A 17,514-nucleotide genomic window follows, 5' to 3' on the forward strand; every position below is an offset into this window, starting at 1 on the left:
CCGTCCGGATGCGGCGCATCAGTCGATCAGGCAAGGAGCCGAAGCAATGAACAAGTACGTCTCTCGAGGGCTGTGGACGGTCCTCGTAACGGGGGGCTTCATGGCCCTCGGAGTCGGCGTCGCGCACGCCGACACGGCAACATCCGGGGAAGACGGCGTGGTCTCGGGCACGCAGGGCATCCTCGGCATCGAGCTGCCCGTGCAGCTCGGCGGCAACGCCATCTCGATCCTCGGCGACGCCGAGAGCTCGGGCGCCGCGACGACCGCGCCCGCGCAGGGCTCGGCGCCGACGGGGGGCACGAGCGGAACGGATGCGATCGCATCCGGCACGCAGCTGCTCACCGATCTCGGGGTGCCGGTGACGCTCGGCGGGAACGCGATCTCGGTGCTCGGCGACGCGTCGACGTCGGGTGCGGATACGACGCCGACGGGTACCGGTGACGGCAGCGCCGGCGCGGGCTCGGGCTCGACCGACGGAACCGACGGCATCCTCGGCGGCAGCCAGGTGCTCGCCGACCTCGGGGTGCCCGTGACGCTCGGCGGCAACGCCATCTCGGTGCTCGGAGACGCGTCGACCGCGAGCGCGGACACGACGCCGGCCGCGACCGGCGGTGCCGGTGCGGAGGGAGCCGAGGGCTCGACCGACGGAACCGACGGCACGCTCTCGGGCACGCAGGTGCTCGCCGACCTCGGGGTGCCGGTGACGCTCGGCGGCAATGCCATCTCGGTGCTCGGTGACGCGTCGACCGCGGGCGCGGACACGACGCCGACGGGAGCCGGTGACGCGACCGCCGACGGGGGCTCGGGCTCGACCGACGGCACCGACGGGATCCTCGGCGGCAGCCAGGTGCTCGCCGACCTCGGGGTGCCCGTGACGCTCGGGGGCAACGCCATCTCGGTGCTCGGTGACGCCTCGACGGCGGGTGCCGACACGACGCCCGCCGCGACCGGCGGTGCTGGTGCGGAGGGAGCCGAGGGCTCGACCGACGGCACCGACGGCATCCTCGGCGGCACGCAGGTGCTGCTCGATCCGGTGGTGCCGGTGACGCTCGGCGGCAACGCGATCTCGGTGCTCGGTGACGCGTCGACGTCGGGCGCGGACACGACGCCGGCGGGAGCCGGTGACGGCAGCGCCGGCGGGGGCTCGGGCTCGACCGACGGAACCGACAGCATCCTCGGCGGCACGCAGGTGCTGCTCGATCCGGTGCTGCCGGTGACGCTCGGCGGCAACGCCATCTCGGTGCTCGGTGACGCGACGACGGGCAGCTCGACCACGGGAACCGACCCGGGCACGGACCCGGGCACGGACCCGGGCACGGATCCGGGCAGCGACCCCGACGGCACCCAGGTCCCGAGCTACGCGCTCGCGGATGACGGGATCGCGGCGCTCGCTCCCACGGGCGCCGAGGGCGGCATCACCGCGGTCGCCCTCGCCGCGATCGCATTCCTCGCGGGCCTGCTCATGGTGCGCCGCACGGCGCTCCGCCGGCGCTGACAGCCGCCTACCGGGGGCCGCACGCGCGTCTGTGACAGCGTGTGACCCCCGGTGACGGCCCGTGACAGACAGCTCGATCGGCGACGGCGGGGCGCGGCACCATGTCCAGGTGACAGATCAGACCGCGCCCCGCCAGATCCGCTTCAACGCGTTCGACATGAACTGCGTCGCCCACCAGTCCTCGGGCATGTGGCGGCATCCGGACGACCGGTCCGACACCTACAAGGACATCGAGTACTGGACGCAGCTCGCGCAGCTGCTCGAACGCGGCAACTTCGACGGCATCTTCATCGCCGACGTGCTCGGCACCTACGACGTCTACGGCGGCACCAACGAGGCCGCCATCCGGAACGGCGCCCAGGTGCCCGTCAACGACCCGGTGCTGCTCGTGTCGGCGATGGCGGCCGTCACGAAGAACCTCGGCTTCGGCGTCACCGCGGGCACGGCGTACGAGCACCCGTACCCCTTCGCGCGCCGCATGACGACCCTCGACCACCTCACGAAGGGCCGCGTCGGCTGGAACGTCGTCACCGGCTACCTGCCGAGCGCCGCGCGCAACATGGGCCACGACGACCAACTGCAGCACGACGACCGCTACGACCAGGCCGACGAGTACCTCGAGGTGCTCTACAAGCTGTGGGAGGGCTCGTGGGAGGACGACGCCGTCGTGCGCGACCGCGAGACCGGCGTCTTCACGGAACCCTCGAAGGTGCACGAGATCCGCCACTACGGCAAGCACTACACGGTGCCCGGCATCCACATCTCCGAGCCGTCGCCGCAGCGCAGCCCGGTGATCTACCAGGCGGGCGCCTCGCCGCGTGGCATCGCCTTCGCCGCCGGCAACGCCGAGGCGATCTTCGTGGCCGCCCCGACCAAGGAGGTGCTCAAGGGCACCGTCTCCCGCATCCGCGACGCTCTCGAGGCTGCGGGCCGCGACCGCTACGCCGCGCGCATCTACACGCTCATCACCGTCATCACCGACGAGACCGATGAGAAGGCGCAGGCGAAGTACGAGGACTACCTGCGCTACGCCTCCCCCGAGGGTGCGCTCGTGTTCATGTCGGGCTGGATGGGCGTCGACCTCTCGCAGTACGACCTCGACGAGCCCGTCGGCAACGTCGAGTCGAACGCCATCCAGTCGGCCGTGCAGAACTACGCGGATGCGGCGAAGCACGGCGACGAGTTCACCGTGCGCGACATCGCGCTGAACGGCGCGATCGGCGGGCTCGGCCCCACGATCGTGGGCGGCGGCGAGACGATCGCCGACCTCCTGCAGGAGTGGGTCGACTACACCGACGTCGACGGCTTCAACCTCGCCTACGCGATCACGCCCGGCACCTTCCAGGACATCGTCGAGCACGTCGTGCCCGTGCTGCAGGCGCGCGGCGCCTACCCGACGTCGTACTCGCCGGGCACCCTGCGCAACAAGCTGCACGGGCGCGGCGACCGCCTGCCCGACGATCACAAGGGCGCGCGGTACCGCATCGGTGGCGACCTGTCGACGGCGGTCGCCACGACATCCGAGCGGGTCGCGCTCGAGGTCTGACCCCTACGCGCGGGCGGCCGGGTCGGATGCCGTGGTGGCGTGCGCCTCGGCCCGCACCGGTACGAGGCGGCGCAGCAGGAAGCCCCAGCCGAGGGCGATGAAGAACATGAGCACGCCGTAGACGGCGGCCGGCAGCGACATCTCCATGCTGCCGAGCACCGTCTGCGCGATCACGATCGCGAGCGTCGCGTTGTGGATGCCGATCTCGAACGAGCTCGCAACCGCCTGGCGCGGCTCGACCCGGAACAGGCGCGGCACGAAGAACCCGACCGCGAGCGACAGCGCGCAGAACAGCACCGTGATGAGCGCGAGCTGCCCGACGTTCGCGACGAGCAGCGCCCAGTTCGCGACGACCGCGCCCGCGATGACGACCGCGAGGATGATCATCGACGCGATGCGCACGGGCTTGTCCATCGCCTCCGCGAACCGCGGCTTCCACCAGCGCACGAGCATGCCGAGCAGCACCGGCAGAAGCACGATCGCGAACACCTCGACGGCCTTCGCGAACTGCACACCGAGCTCCGGCTGGCCCGGCAGGAAGAGCCAGATCGCGAAGTTCGCGATGAGCGGCAGGGTGAATACCGCGACGACCGAGTTGATGGCGGTGAGCGAGATGTTGAGCGCCACGTCGCCGCGGAACAGGTGGCTGTAGAGGTTGGCGCTCGTGCCGCCGGGCGACGCCGCGAGCAGCATCATGCCGACCGCGAGCACGGGCGGCAGCTGGAACAGCACCACGAGGCCGAGGCAGATCGCCGGCAGCAGCACGAGCTGGCAGGCGAGGGCGACGAGCACGGCCTTCGGATGCTTCGCGACGCGGGCGAAGTCGGCCGGGCGGAGGGAGAGCCCCAACCCGAACATGATGATGCCGAGGGCGACAGGTAATCCGATGGAGGTCAACGCTGATCCCATGCCTCATGGTGGCCCATGCGGCCCGGTCGCCGCCAGAGTAGACAGCTCGGGTGCTGCTCAGGCGAAGCGGTCACGACCCGATGAGCCCGTGGCCCCGCGCCGTGGCGAGCGCGCTCTCGCGATCGCTGACGCCGAGCTTGCGGTAGACGGAGCGCAACTGGGTCTTGAGAGTGTTGGGCGAGACGTGGAGACCCTCCGCGATCTCGGAGAGGGTGCCCCCAGCCGCGAGACGTTCGAGCACCGCCCGCTCGCGCGGGGTGAGCGAGATCACGCGCACCTGGCGCGGGAACGGATCCACCGCCGCCGCGTCCTCGAGCAGCTCGCGGCTCACGGCGCTGACGATCGCGCCCAGCGCGAGGCGGTCCGAGCGGGGAAGCAGAGTGAGCGGATGACGCAGCCCGAAGGCGGCGAGCGTCGCGACCGCACCCTCCGCCGCGGCCCGCGCCGCATCCGTGCGCCCGAGACGGAGCGCGGCCGCCGCGGTCAGCAGTTGCGCCTCCGCCGACCAGCGCGGCGCGATCCGATCGAGGTCGAGAGCTGCGAGCTTCGCGATCGCCCGCTCGGGGTCGGCTGCGAGGAGGGCGACGCGCGCGGCCGCGACACGCGTCGCGGTCACGGCGGGAGCGGCGTCCAGGAGCGCACGGGCCTCCGTCGCATGCCCGCCGGCCAGCAGCAGGTTCGCCCGGGTCGCCGTGAGCAGCGCTCCTGTGAGGGTCGTGATGGAGGCTCGCCGACGACCGAGCAGCTCGCGTCTGAGCGCGGCATCCGAATGCCCAGGGGTGCCGAGGCCGAGGTCGCACAGTGCGAGCACGTGTGCGAAGAGCGGCCAGTGCTCGAGGGTGTCGAGATGGGGGGCCATCACATCGATGCGGTCCCTCGCCCCACGGAAGTCCTGGTCGTCGACCGCGATGAGTGCCTCGGCCAGGTGCAGGAACGCACCGCGGTATCCGTTGATCGCCTCATCCCGCCAGACCCCGGCGCGGATGCGGTCGACGACTGCGCGAGCGCGGTCGAGCTCCCCGCGGAGCGCGTGCGTGCCCGCGATGAGGGCGAGCGGCTGCAGCTCGAAGTCGGTGCCGGGCACGCTGAACGAGTGCGCCTGCTCGAAGGCGTCGAGGGCCTCCACATCGTGGCCCGCGTACAGCAGGGTGACCCCGACGTGGGCGAAGAGGGTCGGCGCGACGTTGGACAGGCGCTCGAAGTTCTCCACGGGGATCTCGTCGACCGCCGACTGGAAGGCTCGCGCGGCGCGGAGCGCCGGGGCGATCCTCCCGGCGACACGCAGGGATGCGCTCTCGACCGCGAGCAGCACGATGCGTTCCTCGGGGTCGGATGTCCTGCGGGCGGCGCGCGCCCCGATCGTCGTGAGGGCGAGGTGCTCGATCGCGCGGACGCGGTGGCCTCTCGCGTTGTAGATGAGCGCGAGCATGAGGGTCAGAAGCGGATATCGCCGCAACGTGAGCCGAGAGACGGGTGCGAGGAGGCGGTACACGCCGCGGCCGTGCTGTCCGAGGAGATCGAAGAAGTGGGTGCGGGTCACGCGGGAGGCGAAAGCGAGATCGCCGATTGCCATGGCGGTGGCGAAGGCCCCGAAGGCATCGCCAGAGTCCAACTGCCACTCGGCGATCACGCGGGAGACCGACGCGACCTCGTCCGGGTGGCGCGAGACGAACTCCTCGCGGAGGGCCTCGCGCACGACCTGGGTCAGCCGGATCGCATGCCCGTGCGGCGACCGCTCCACCGTCGCCAGGCCCTCCCGCACGATCGCAGCGACCTGCTCCTCGCCTGGCTTCCCGGTCAGCCGGCCGGCCAGCTCTCCTGTGGCGGTGTCGGCGAGGGCGAGGCGCATGGCGGTGTCACGGTCGACGCCGCGACGGGTGGCGGCGGCGATGAGCTCGTCGACCGCCTCGCGAGCGATTCGGCGGATGGTCTCGTCGCGGCGGGGGCCTGCGGTCGGCACCCGTGATCCGTCGAGTCCGACGACGACGCTGCGAACGAGGAGCGGGAGTCCCCCGGTTGCGGCCAGCAGAGGTTGCGCGCCGTCCGGGTCGGCTCCGACCGAACGCAGCAACTCGCGCGCCTCGTCCTCGGTGAACAGCAGGTCGTCGGTGCGGAGGAGCCGCGACTCGACGCGCGCCATGGCGGTCGCCGACTCGAGGCGGGTTACGTCGCGGCAGGCGACGACCGCTTCCACGTAGGGCGCGCGCTCCACCAGCCAGAGCAGCCCGTCGGCGACCTCGCCGTCGGCGCGCTCGAACTCGTCGAGCACGAGCACGACCGCACCGCGGACCGCCGCGAGCATGCGGCGCACCGTGTCCCGGTCGGGGACCTCTTCCGTCCGGGGGGACGGCCCGCCGGATGCGAGGCCGGACGACCCGAGCGCTTCCGCGATCGCCGCCCAGAACCCCTCGACGCCACTGCTGCGCGCATCGATCGTCAGCCACAGTCGGTGCGACTCATGCTCGCGAGCGAACCAGGAGGCGAGCAGCGTCGTCTTGCCCGCGCCTGCCGCGGCGCGCACGATGCGGAGGGGCTCGCTCTCGTCGAGACGATCCGACAGCCGCGGGCGTTCGATGGCGGAGCGCGGCGCTCGTGGTGCGCCGAACCGGGTCCACCCGTGCATGCGCAGTCCTCCCCCGTTTTCCGGGCACGCCACCGGGGCCCAGCCGGCGCGGCCGCGGTGTGCCGCCTAGCATGGCGAGGTGCCCTCAGGTGTCGAGCCGATCACCCAGGCTAGCCGCACCGCGCGTCTCGCGCCGGGCGCGGTCCCGGCCGGGCTCTTCCTCGTCTACGCGGCCGTGTTCGTCGGGCTGGCGGCCGTGTCGGTGGTCTACCTGCCGCGACGCGTCGCCGAACTCGCTCCCGACGACAAGCTGGGCCTGCTCGCGCTCGTGACCACGGCATCCTCTCTCGTCGTGATGCTCGCGCAGCCGATCATCGGGATGCTGTCGGATCGCACGAGGGGATCGCTCGGGCGACGCCTGCCCTGGATGATCGCGGGCGCCGTATCCGCCGGCGTGCTGCTGCCGTCGATGGGACTGGCGGGCGGCGCGATCGCGATCGGGCTGCTCTGGGTGGGCGTCGAGCTCTCCCTCAACGTGGTGCTCGCCCCGGCGGCGGCGGCCACCGTGGACCTCGTGCCCGAGCGGCGCCGGGGGCTCGTGGCGGGGGTCACGGGCGCCGGCTTCCTGGCGGGCTCGGCGCTCGGCGCGTCCGTCGTCGGGGGCATGATGCTGAGCACAGCGCTCGGGCTCTGGACGGCTGCCGTGCTGCCGCTGCTCGGCGTCGCGGCGTTCGCGGTTCTCACTCGCGCGCGCACACCGGCTCCCCCCTCGGCGGCCCGGGCGCGCGTGCGCGCCGGATTCGCCACAGCGGTGCGCGAGCTCTCCGCGCGGCCGGACTTCGCGTGGGCGTTCCTGTCCCGAGCGCTCGTCACGCTCGCGCACTCCGTGCTCGTGACGTATCTGCTGTACATCGCGGAAGACCACCTCGGCCTCGCCGCGGACGAGGCCGACGCCTTCGCGGGGCTGCTCGTGGCGGTCATCCTCGCCGCCTCGCTGCCGACGCTGCTGCTCGGCGGGATCCTGAGCGACCGCACGGGGCGCCGCCGTGGCGTCGTCGCGGCGACGACGCTCGCGATGGCGGCATCGCTCATCATCCCGCTCACGTTGCGGGATGCGTCGGCGATGCTCGTCTTCGCGGCCGTCTTCGGGCTCGCCTACGGCGCCTACACCTCGTCCGCGAAGGCGCTCAACACGCTCGTCCTGAGCGATGGGGAGCGGCGGGCCGGTCGTGACCTCGGGGTGCTCAACATCGCGGCCATCCTCCCGCAGGTGGTGGCACCCGGGGTCGCGTGGCTCGTCGTGAGCGCGACGGGCGGCTACGGGGCGCTCTTCGCCGTGAGCCTCGTGCTCGCCGCCCTCGGCGCGGTCGCGATCCTGCGGGTGCGATCCGTGCGCTGACGCACGGGGCCCCAGAGGCGGGGTGAGAGCGGGGGTGAAATCCCCGGGGGTGCCCGCACCCGCGGCGATCGGCCGCCATACGTTCGACGCGGACTCCGCCCCGCGCGGCATCGATCGACCCGACTCGTGCCGCGCGGCGGGCGGAGCCTCTCCGCCCCTCGAGCACGAAAGCCTGAACCCGTGACGAAGCTCCACCGCCAGCCGTCCGCCCCTGCGCGATCGATCCGATCCGCCTTCGCCGTCGCCACGACCGCGGCGCTCGTCGCCGTGAGCGTGACGCTCCCGCTCAGCGCGAGCGCCGATCCGGCGGTCGTGCCGGGTGCTGCGACTTTCGGCGTCGGCGCCTACTCCGGGGTCGTGCCGGACGGCGTGTGCGCCGTCGATGCGACGGTGACGGGCGGCGCGGGAGGCCGGGCCGCGGCCGGTGCGAACGGCATCGGCTCGAACGGCGCCGGCGCGCGCGTCTCGGCCGGCTTCCGAGTTCACCCCGGACAGTCCTTCGCCGGCACGGTCGGCGGCGGCGGCAAGACCAACAGCGGCCGCACAGGCGGTGCCGGCGGCACCGGCGGCGGCGGAGCCGGCGGTACGGCGGCCACGGATCACGGTGGCGCCGGCGGCGGCGGACGCAGCACCTTCACGGTCGACGGCGCCGAGCTCGTCATCGCGGGCGGCGGCGGCGGCAGCGGTGGCGGCCACTCCACGACCGACCGCGGATTCGGCGGCGACGCGGGTCTGCCGACCGGCGCCGGGGTCGTGGCGGGCGACGCGGGCACCGCCGGCACCGACGCCCCGGGGATCGTCCCGGGCGGCGGCGAGGGCGGCCACGTCGATGCTCCCGGCGCGGGAGGGACGAACAGCGCAGACGCGACGCTGAACGGCATCGCGGGTGTGGGCGCCGTCGGCGGCGCCGGCGGATCCGACCCCAACTACGATGCCGCGGGCGGCGGTGGCGCCGGCGTGTTCGGAGGCGGCGGCGGAGCGTCCACGACGATCCGGAACACGGACCGCGTCGGTGGTGTCACCATCAACGACGTCGCGGGCGGTGGCGGCGGCGGTGGCGCGAGCTCGGTCCACGCGTCGGCGGTCGCCGGAAGCGTGACCTCGACGGCTGTCGGGCGGCAGACGGGTACCGGCGCGGGCGCCGACGGCTCCGTCGCCCTCACCTGGGTGCCGTGCGACTACGACCTCGCGGTCGCCAAGACCGTGGCCGTGGACGCTCCCTCGGGCGTCACCGCGGGTGCGCCCGTCGGCTCGACGGTCACGTGGACGATCACCGTCACCAACAACGGTCCCGACGCGATGACGCGAGGCGACCTCCTCACGATCGCGGATGCCGTTCCGGGTGCCGGCGCGACGACGATCACCGCGCTCGGGGTCTCCGGCGGAGCCAACAGCGAGCTCGCGTCGGGCGCCTTCACGTGCGACGCGTCCGTCGGCTCGGCCATGCCGGCCTCGCTCGAGTGCGGGCGTGACTACCAGCCGCTGAGCTCGGCCGCATCCGGTCGCCGAGGACTCGACGTCGGCGAGACGTTCACCGTGAGCTACACCCAGGTCGTGACGGCAGCGGACGTGCCGGGTCTCACGAACACCGCCGAGGTCGTCGACCGCGCGACGGGCGACGACGACGACTCGTCGACAGTGTCGGTCCCCGTGATCGTCGGCCCGTCCGCGGAGGATGACAGCGACCTCGGCAACGTGCTCGGCTCGGTCGTGACGATCGACGTGCTCGACAACGACACGGTCGCTGCGACGCCCGCGGTCGTTCGCCTGCTCGACGGCACCACGCAGCTGACCGAGCTCCAGGTTCCGGGTGAGGGAACGTGGAACGTCGTCGGCGACACGATCGTCTTCACCCCCGAGGCGGGCTTCCTCGGCGACCCCGCGCCGGTCGACTATCGCATCACGGATGCGAACGGCCTGACCGCGACCGCGACGGTGACGGTCGAGTACGTGCCGGAGGCGCTCGATGACGAGGATCTGGCCAACGAGCTCGGCACGACCGTGACGGTCGACGTGCTCGACAACGACCAGGGCGACTGGGCCCCGGGCAGCGTGCGGATCGTCGACCCCGACTCCACCTCGCCGGTCACCGAGCTCACCGTCGCGGGCGAGGGACGGTGGACGATCGTCGCGGATCGAGTCGTCTTCACTCCCGAGCCCGGCTTCCTGCTCGACCCCACCCCGGTCGACTACCGGGTGACCGACGTGACCGGCGACACGGTCGAAGCGACCGTGACCGTGACCTACGTGCCGAGCGCATCCGACGACGAGGATCTCGGCAACACGATCGGCGAGGCCGTGACGGTCGACGTGCTCGCGGACGACGAGGGCGCGTGGGACGTCGCGAGCGTGCGGATCGTCGACGCCGCGACGGGCGACCGCGTGACCTCCCTGACGGTTCCCGGGCAGGGTGCATGGAGCGTCTCGCCCACCACGGGTGCGATCACCTTCACGCCCGAGAGCGGATACGAGGGCAGCCCGGCCGATGTCGCGTACGAGGTGACCGACCTCACGGGCGACACGGTGACGGCGACGCTCCACGTCACGTACGCTCCGGCCGCGACCGATGATGCCGACCACGGCAACACGATCGGCGACGCCGTGACGCTCGACGTGCTCGTGAACGACGCCGGGACGCTCGACCCCGGCACGGTGAGGATCGTCGACCCCGAGACGAGCGCCCGGGTGACGGAGCTCGTCGTGGCGGGCGAGGGGCGCTGGACCGTCGATACCGCAACCGGCCGGGTCACGTTCACCCCCGCCGCGGGCTACGCCGGCAACCCGACCCCGGTTCGCTACGAGGCGACCGACGCGATCGGGCAGCACGCGACGGCCGAGCTCGTCGTGACCTACCTCCCGGAGTCCGACGACGACGTGAGCACGGGGAACGCTCCCGGCACGGCCGTGACCGTCGACATCCTGGGCAACGACCGCGGTGTGTTCGACCCCGCTACGGCGCGCATCATCGACCCGACGAGCTCGGCCCGTGTGACGCGACTCGTGGTCGCCGGTGAGGGCGTGTGGACCGTCGACACCGCGACGGGAGCCGTCACCTTCACGCCGGAGCCCGGCTTCACGGGCGACCCGACACCCGTTCAGTACGAGGTGAGCGACCTCCGGGGCAACCCGACCGTGTCCCTCGTCACGATCCGCTACCTGCCGGCCGCTCTCGCCTCCACCGGTGCGGACGTCACGTGGTCGCTCGTCGGCGGGATGCTCGCGCTGCTCGCGGGGATCGGCGCGCTCGTGATCGCGCGGCGGCGCACCGCGTAGCGGAGCTCGGCGATCTCACCCGCGGAGCTGACGGTGTCGGTGACCCCGTCCGCTCCGCGGGTGGACGCGGAGGTGCGGTCGAGGGTCACGGTGGTGGCTTCCGGGGCGACGGGCCGGACAGGCTAGCCACTGACGTGAGCGGATGTCGGGCCTTCGCCGAACGCTGCAGCGTTTGGCGGGATGTCGCGGCAGGCTGGCAGCGGGGCCCGCGGCGCGCGGGCGGAGGGCGCCGGTAGCCTCGCCCGCATGACCGACACGCAGACCGCATCCGTCTCGCCGCTCACCGCCGACGCCCGCGAGGCCGCCATCGCGCACTTCGCCGCGAAGCTGCGCTTCGAGACCGACGCCTCGGATGTCGTGGAGGCGCTCGCCGCCGGGGAGCGTCTCGCGCTCGTCGACACCCGCAACGAGGCCTCGTGGAACCAGGGGCACGCCGCAGGTGCCATTCACATCCCGCGCCGCGAGGTCGCGGACCGCGCGCCCCGCGAGATCCCGCTCGACACGCCCGTCGTCGTCTACTGCTGGAGCCCCGGCTGCAACGGCGCCGACAAGGCAGCGCTCGAGTTCGCGAAGCTCGGCTACGAGGTGAAGCTCATGATCGGCGGGTTCGAGTACTGGGCGCGTGAGGGCTACGACGTGATCTCGGATGCCGGCCCCGTCATCCGCGGCGTCGACGCGCTCGTCGGGCCCGTCGCCCCGGAGGACTGCGGCTGCTGAGCCGCGCCGGCGCCGTCTTTTTCGTTCGGGAGGACGACCCGCCGGGGTCGGCCGGCTCGCACGCCCGTGCGCGGTGTGTCGTCCTCCCGAACGAACTCGGGGCTTCTAGAGCGCGAGCTCGGCGAGCAGCTCGGCGGCTGTGTCGACGGAGGCGATCGCGCCAGCCGCCTCCGCCGGCGACCCGTAGCCCCAGGACACGAACACCGTCGGCACCTCGTGCTCGGCGGCGCCCTCGACGTCGTGGATGCGATCGCCCACCATCACCGGGCGCTCGAGCGGATGCCGCTCGGCGAGCCGGCGCAGGGCCTCGGCCACGACATCCGGCTTGCTGCTGCGCACCTCGTCTTCGGACGCGCCCGTGATCTCGGTGAACGCGCCGTCGATCTCGAAGTGCTCGAGGATGATGCGCGCCGTCGACTCCGGCTTCGAGGTCGCGAGCGAGAGCGGCACCCCCGCGTCGTGGATCGTGCGCAGCACGTCGAGCACACCCGGGTACGGCGTCGCGTCGAACACACCCACCTCGGTGTAGTGCTCGCGGTAGAGGGCGAGCGCGTAGCGCGACTCGTCCTCGTCGAGCTTCGCGAGGTCGCGGAACGAGTCGAGGATCGGCGGGCCCACCCACTTGAGCAGCTCGGCGGGCGGGGGCACCGGCATCCGGAGCTGCTCGTAGGTCCAGGTGAGGCTCGCGAGGATGCCGGGCGCCGAGTCGACGATCGTGCCGTCGAGGTCGAAGAGCACGGGGGTGAAGCGCGGGGCCATGGGGTCTCGGTTCGGGTCTGGGGTGGGTCGGGGGCGGGGCTGGCTTGGGGGCTGGCTTGGGGCTGAGCTGAGGTTAGAACAGTCGCGCGTGGCCGGTCTCGAGACCGCGCATGGCGTCGTAGTCGAGCACGAGGCAGCGGATGCCGCGGTCCTCGGCGAGGACGCGCGCCTGGGGCTTGATCTCCTGGGCCGCGAAGACGCCGCTCACGGGCGCGAGGAGGGGGTCGCGGTTCATGAGCTCGAGGTACCGGGTGAGCTGCTCGACGCCGTCGATGTCGCCGCGGCGCTTGATCTCCACCGCGACCGACTTGCCGTCGGGGTCGGTCGCAAGGATGTCGACGGGTCCGATCGCGGTCATGTACTCGCGACGCACGAGGGTGTGGCCGTCGCCCAGCAGTTCGATTTGCTCGGCGAGGAGGCGCTGCAGGTCGGCCTCGACGCCGTCCTTCTGCAGGCCCGGGTCGACGCCGAGGTCGTGGCTCGAGTCGTGCAGGATCTCGTGGATCGAGATGACGAGCAGGTCGGCGGTCTTGGCGTTGGCGACGCGCCACAGCTCGACGACGCCGGCGGCCGCGCGCTCCTCGTCGACCTCCTCGAGCGTGAACGTCGTGGGCGGGCTCATCCAGTTGAGCGGCTTGTAGCTGAGCGAGTCGGAGTGCACGAGCACGCTGCCATCGGCCTTCACCACGAGCAGACGTGTGGCGAGGGGCAGGTGCGCCGACAGGCGCCCCGCGTAGTCGACAGAGCAACGAGCCACCACGAGACGCACTCGACGAGTCTATTTCGGCCCCGCCGCATCGGTCGGCCCCGCCCGCAGGCGCCTCGTGATCGCGGCGCAGCTGGAGCCACGACCCGGCGGCGGGAGAAACGACTCCCGCCGAGTGGTCGTAGCTCCAGCCGCGCCACGACACCGCGGCAGCGGATGCGGCGCACAATGGGGGCGTGCACGGGTACACCGCCGACGAGGTGCGCGCCGCCGAGGCGCCCCTGCTGGCCGCGGGCGTGCCGCTCATGGCGCGCGCCGCATCCGGGCTCGCGGATGCCGTCTCGGCCGAGCTGAGCCGTCTCGGCGTGCCCGTGCACGAGGCCCGCATCCTGCTGCTCGTCGGCTCGGGCGACAACGGTGGCGACACCCTCCACGCGGGAGCGCTCCTCGCGAGGCGTGGAGCGGATGTCGACTACGCCCCGCTCGGATCGCGCACCCACCGCGAGGGGGAGGCGGCGGCGCTCGCGGCGGGCGCCACCCGCATCGACGACTCTCCCGCGGGCCCCGAGTTCCGCGCGGCGCTCGCGGCGGCCGACGCGATCCTCGACGGGATCGTCGGCATCGGCGCGACCGCGGGCCTCCGAGAGCCGGCCCGGACTGCGGTCGTGGCAGCGCGCGAGCGGGTAGCGGAGCGTGAGGGGCCGCTCCCGGCGACGTTCGCGGTCGACCTGCCGAGCGGCATCCACCCCGACACGGGCGAGGCGGCCGAGGCGGATGCCGTGCTCCCCGCCGACGTCACGGTCACCTTCGGCGCGTGCAAGGCGGGTCTGCTGCGGGCTGACCTCGCGGTCGTCGGCCGTATCGAGCTCGTCGACATCGGGCTCGGGCTGCCCGCCTGACGCGGGTCGGCCCCGGTGCCGCGGGACCGGTCGCACCAGGCGCCGCGGCCCGCCGCGGGGCGCCGCGGGCCGTGACCGTTCCGAGCGGCGGGAGACACGACCGCGCGGCGGGAGTCGTTTCTCCCGCCGTTGAGTCACGGCTCCAGCTGCGCCCCGAACCGGGCGACGAAACGCGCACGCGGCGGGAGTGCTAGTCGAGCCCGAGCTCCTCGAGCAGTCGCCGAGCAGCCCGCCGGTCGGCCGCCGTCACGACCCCGCGGCGCGCGACGTTCAGCAGGATCGGCTCCCATCGCTCGTCGAGACCAGGGCGCACGACCCCCTGCGCGGCGAGGGCGAGATGCTCCTCGACGTGCTCGGGCAGGGTCGTGTCGGGCAATGGGGGTCCTTCCGCGGGCCGGGAAACCGCGTAGCGATCCTCACGTTAGGGCCACCGACCGCCGGGCGGCAGTCCCGTAAACGCGGGGTGAGCCCGGCGCCGAGCCGCGCCTCAGGCGTCGGCCGCGGCGAGCTGGCCGCACGCCCCGTCGATCTCCTTGCCGCGGGTGTCGCGCAGGGTCGTCGGGATGCCGGCCGCCTCGAGCCGCTCGATGAACTCGCGCGTCACATCCGGCTCCGACGCTGTCCAGACCGAGCCGGGCGTCGGGTTGAGCGGGATCGGGTTGACGTGCACCCAGCCGCGGCCGCGCTCGTTGAGCTTCTGCGCGAGCAGCTCGGCGCGCCAGGCGTGGTCGTTCATGTCCTTGATGAGCGCGTACTCGATCGACACCCGGCGGCCCGTCACCTCGAAGTAGTGGCGGGCGGCGTCGAGCGCCTCGTCGACCTTCCACCGCGAGTTCACGGGGATGAGCTCGTCGCGCAGGGTGTCGTCGGGCGCGTGCAGTGAGAGGGCGAACGTGAGCGGCAGGTCCTCGTCGGCGAGCTTCCGGATGGCGGGGGCCAGCCCGACGGACGACACCGTGATGTGCCGGGCCGACATCCCGAGCCCGTTCGGCTGCGGGGCGACCATCGTGCGCACGGCCTTCATGAGGCGGTTGTAGTTGGCGAGCGGCTCGCCCATGCCCATGAAGACGATGTTCGTGACGCGCGGGGCGTCGTGTCCGCCGTCGCGACGGAGGCCTCCGAGCTCGCCGCTCGCGATCGCGCGGTTGGCCGCGACGACCTGGGCGACGATCTCGGCGGCCGACATGTTGCGCGTGAGGCCCGCCTGGCCGGTGGCGCAGAACGGGCAGTTCATGCCGCATCCGGCCTGGCTCGAGACGCACAGGGTGACGCGGCCGGGGTAGCGCATGAGCACCGACTCGACGAGGGCGCCGTCGAAGAGGCGCCAGAGGAACTTGATCGTCTCGCCGCCGTCGGTGCGCAGACGCCGCACCTCGGTGAGCAGCGGCGGCAGCATCGCCTCGACGAGCTCTTCGCGGCCGCTCGCGGGCAGGTCGGTCATCTCGGCCGGGTCGGTCGTGTAGTGGGTGAAGTAGTGCGTGGAGATCTGCTTCGCACGGAACGCCGGATGCCCGAGCTCGACGACCTTCGCGGCCCGCTCCTCGGGCGTCATGTCGGCGAGGTGGGTGGGCGGCTGGGTGCGGCGGGGTGAGGCGAACTGCAGGACGGGTCGGCCGTCGGCCGCCACCTTCTGGGTCCACCCCTCCGTGCGGGGCCTGACCTGCTTGATCTCGCTCACCGCACGATTCTCGCAGGTGACGGCTGGGAGTCGCGTGGCCAAACGCTGCAGCGGTTGGCCGAGGGCGCCAGTGATCACTGCCGCGCGGCGCGAAACGCTACAGCGTTCGGCCCATCCACCGGGTGCCGAACGCCCGCACCCCGAGCGTGAGGGCGCGGATGCCGTAGAAGCCGACGCAGTACGCGAGCTGGATCGCGAGCACCGCGGCGGGCGCCCCGGCCTCCGCGGGCGTGAGGCTCGCCCACCACAGCAACGGCAGGTAGACGACGAGGTTCACGACGCCCGCGAGAGCGAGGTAGCGCCCGTCGGCGGCGCCGATGAGCACGCCGTCGAGCACGAACACGAGCGCCCCGAGCGGCATCGTCGCGGCGACCACCCACGCGCCGACGGGCACCGCCTCGACGACCCGGGCATCCGACGAGAACACCAGGCCGAGCCACGGCGCGACGCCCGCGAGCACTCCCCCGAGCACGACGCCCGACACGACGGCCCACGCGATGAGGCGCCGCACGGTCGCGCGCACCTGCTCGTGCGTGCCCGCGCCGAGGTCGAAGCCGATCATCGCCTGCGCCGCGATCGCGAACGCGTCGAGGGCGAGCGCGAAGAGGAAGGTGAGCTGGAAGAGCACCTGAGTGGATGCGAGGGTCACGGTGCCGAGACCGGTCGCGGCGACCGTCGTGGCGACGAGCGCGACCCGCAGCGTGACGGTGCGCAGCAGCATCCATCCGCCCGCTTTCGCGGCGGCCGCCACCCCCGGCAGGCCCGGACGGATGCTCGCCCCCTCGCGCCGTGCGTGCCGCAGCGCGATCGCGATGCACGCGACCGCCATGCCCCACTGGGCGAGCACGGTGCCGATCGCCGAGCCCGCGATGCCCCAGCCGGCGCCGTAGATGAGGAACGCGTTGAGGGCGCCGTTCGCGGTGAAGCCCGCGATGGCGATGACGAGCGGGGTGCGGGTGTCTTGGAGGCCGCGGAACAGGCCCGTCGCGGCGATGACGGCGAGCATCGCGGGGATGCCGGCGCACGAGATGCCGAGGTAGAGCGCCGCGAGCTCGGTCACGCGGTCGTTCGCGCCGAACGCGGCGACGAGCGGATGCGCGGCGAACGCCCCGGCGATCGCGAGCAGCACGCCGAGCGCGAGCGCGAGCCAGATGCCGTCGACCCCCGCGCGCACGGCCCCTGCGCGGTCGCCCGCGCCGAGCATCCGCGCGACGGCTGGAGTGGTCGCGTAGGCGAGGAACACGAGCAGGCCGATGGCTGTCTGCAGCACCGTGCTCGCGATGCCGAGGCCCGCGAGCGGGTCGACGCCGAGGTGCCCGACGAGCGCGGTGTCGGTCGCGAGGAAGAGCGGCTCGGCGACGAGCGCGCCGAGCGCGGGCACGGCGAGCCCCAGGATCCGCCGGTCGATCGCTCTCACCCGACCACGCTATCCGCGGGCGCGGACAGCGGATGCCGGCCGCGGCATCCGGCGAGCACGGCCCAGTCGGGTGGCGGGGCGGGCGGGCGGTCGGTCGGTCGGGCGGCCTAAGCGGGGTGGCCGGAGGGGCGGCCGAAGCGGGCTCCCTTCGTG

General features: G+C 73.0%; 13 protein-coding genes. 6 read left to right on the forward strand and 7 right to left on the reverse strand.

Features of this window, described 5'->3' with window-relative positions:
- Positions 1-100: 100 nt before the first annotated feature.
- Both H4J02_RS00200 and H4J02_RS00205 read left to right on the forward strand, forming a co-directional pair.
- Positions 101-1,495, forward strand: a complete 1,395-nt coding sequence (locus H4J02_RS00200; RefSeq protein ID WP_187675147.1) for a hypothetical protein — start codon at positions 101-103, stop codon at positions 1,493-1,495.
- A gap of 157 nt (positions 1,496-1,652) precedes the next feature.
- Positions 1,653-3,041 (forward strand): LLM class flavin-dependent oxidoreductase, encoded by a 1,389-nt coding sequence (locus H4J02_RS00205; protein ID WP_187676353.1) that lies wholly within the window; start codon positions 1,653-1,655, stop codon positions 3,039-3,041.
- 3 nt (positions 3,042-3,044) lie between these two features.
- Here the strand turns inward: H4J02_RS00205 and H4J02_RS00210 are convergent, their stop codons facing one another.
- Together H4J02_RS00210 and H4J02_RS00215 are read right to left on the reverse strand one after the other, a co-directional pair.
- Complete coding sequence (locus tag H4J02_RS00210; protein ID WP_187675148.1) at positions 3,045-3,950, reverse strand: bile acid:sodium symporter family protein; 906 nt, start codon at positions 3,948-3,950, stop codon at positions 3,045-3,047.
- A 70-nt stretch (positions 3,951-4,020) separates the two neighbouring features.
- Entirely contained in the window at positions 4,021-6,573 is a 2,553-nt protein-coding gene (locus H4J02_RS00215; RefSeq protein ID WP_187675149.1) for a LuxR C-terminal-related transcriptional regulator, read from the reverse strand.
- Positions 6,574-6,652: 79 nt separating this feature from the next.
- Here H4J02_RS00215 and H4J02_RS00220 point away from each other — a divergent pair, with 79 nt between their 5' ends.
- From H4J02_RS00220 to H4J02_RS00230, 3 genes are all read left to right on the forward strand, one after another.
- Positions 6,653-7,912, forward strand: coding sequence for an MFS transporter (locus H4J02_RS00220; RefSeq protein WP_187675150.1), 1,260 nt, complete (start codon positions 6,653-6,655; stop codon positions 7,910-7,912).
- 180 nt (positions 7,913-8,092) lie between these two features.
- Positions 8,093-11,185: an Ig-like domain-containing protein gene (locus tag H4J02_RS00225; RefSeq protein ID WP_187675151.1), complete on the forward strand. Its 3,093-nt coding sequence runs from the start codon at positions 8,093-8,095 to the stop codon at positions 11,183-11,185.
- Positions 11,186-11,431: 246 nt separating this feature from the next.
- A complete protein-coding gene (locus H4J02_RS00230; RefSeq protein ID WP_187675152.1) occupies positions 11,432-11,902 on the forward strand; it encodes a rhodanese-like domain-containing protein in 471 nt (156 codons plus the stop codon).
- Positions 11,903-12,007: 105 nt separating this feature from the next.
- Here H4J02_RS00230 and H4J02_RS00235 read toward each other — a convergent pair whose 3' ends face one another.
- Positions 12,008-12,661, reverse strand: coding sequence for an HAD hydrolase-like protein (locus H4J02_RS00235; RefSeq protein WP_187675153.1), 654 nt, complete (start codon positions 12,659-12,661; stop codon positions 12,008-12,010).
- 73 nt (positions 12,662-12,734) lie between these two features.
- On the reverse strand, positions 12,735-13,430 hold the full coding sequence (nucS, locus tag H4J02_RS00240; protein WP_187675154.1) for an endonuclease NucS: 696 nt from the start codon (positions 13,428-13,430) through the stop codon (positions 12,735-12,737).
- Positions 13,431-13,603: 173 nt separating this feature from the next.
- On the opposite strand from nucS, the gene H4J02_RS00245 reads away from it, so the two are divergent.
- Positions 13,604-14,266 (forward strand): NAD(P)H-hydrate epimerase, encoded by a 663-nt coding sequence (locus H4J02_RS00245; protein WP_262406144.1) that lies wholly within the window; start codon positions 13,604-13,606, stop codon positions 14,264-14,266.
- Between the two features lie 190 nt (positions 14,267-14,456).
- On the opposite strand, the gene H4J02_RS00250 is transcribed toward H4J02_RS00245, so the two are convergent.
- From H4J02_RS00250 to H4J02_RS00260, 3 genes are all read right to left on the reverse strand, one after another.
- On the reverse strand, positions 14,457-14,642 hold the full coding sequence (locus H4J02_RS00250) for a hypothetical protein (protein WP_187675155.1): 186 nt from the start codon (positions 14,640-14,642) through the stop codon (positions 14,457-14,459).
- Between the two features lie 111 nt (positions 14,643-14,753).
- Complete coding sequence (rlmN, locus tag H4J02_RS00255) at positions 14,754-15,944, reverse strand: 23S rRNA (adenine(2503)-C(2))-methyltransferase RlmN (RefSeq protein ID WP_397420140.1); 1,191 nt, start codon at positions 15,942-15,944, stop codon at positions 14,754-14,756.
- Between the two features lie 97 nt (positions 15,945-16,041).
- On the reverse strand, positions 16,042-17,361 hold the full coding sequence (locus H4J02_RS00260) for an MATE family efflux transporter (protein WP_262406145.1): 1,320 nt from the start codon (positions 17,359-17,361) through the stop codon (positions 16,042-16,044).
- Positions 17,362-17,514: the final 153 nt, after the last annotated feature.

The organism is Protaetiibacter sp. SSC-01 (genome assembly GCF_014483895.1).
Taxonomy (GTDB): Bacteria; Actinomycetota; Actinomycetes; order Actinomycetales; family Microbacteriaceae; genus Homoserinibacter.

Bases quoted from the DNA above. Each gene is read 5' to 3' on its own strand.
- H4J02_RS00210 (WP_187675148.1), bottom strand. From the start codon at position 3,950: ATGGGATCAGCGTTGACCTCCATCGGATTACCTGTCGCCCTCGGCATC.
- H4J02_RS00200 (WP_187675147.1), top strand. From the start codon at position 101: ATGGCCCTCGGAGTCGGCGTCGCGCACGCCGACACGGCAACATCCGGG.
- H4J02_RS00230 (WP_187675152.1), top strand. From the start codon at position 11,432: ATGACCGACACGCAGACCGCATCCGTCTCGCCGCTCACCGCCGACGCC.
- H4J02_RS00215 (WP_187675149.1), bottom strand. From the start codon at position 6,573: ATGCACGGGTGGACCCGGTTCGGCGCACCACGAGCGCCGCGCTCCGCC.
- H4J02_RS00235 (WP_187675153.1), bottom strand. From the start codon at position 12,661: ATGGCCCCGCGCTTCACCCCCGTGCTCTTCGACCTCGACGGCACGATC.
- H4J02_RS00205 (WP_187676353.1), top strand. From the start codon at position 1,653: ATGAACTGCGTCGCCCACCAGTCCTCGGGCATGTGGCGGCATCCGGAC.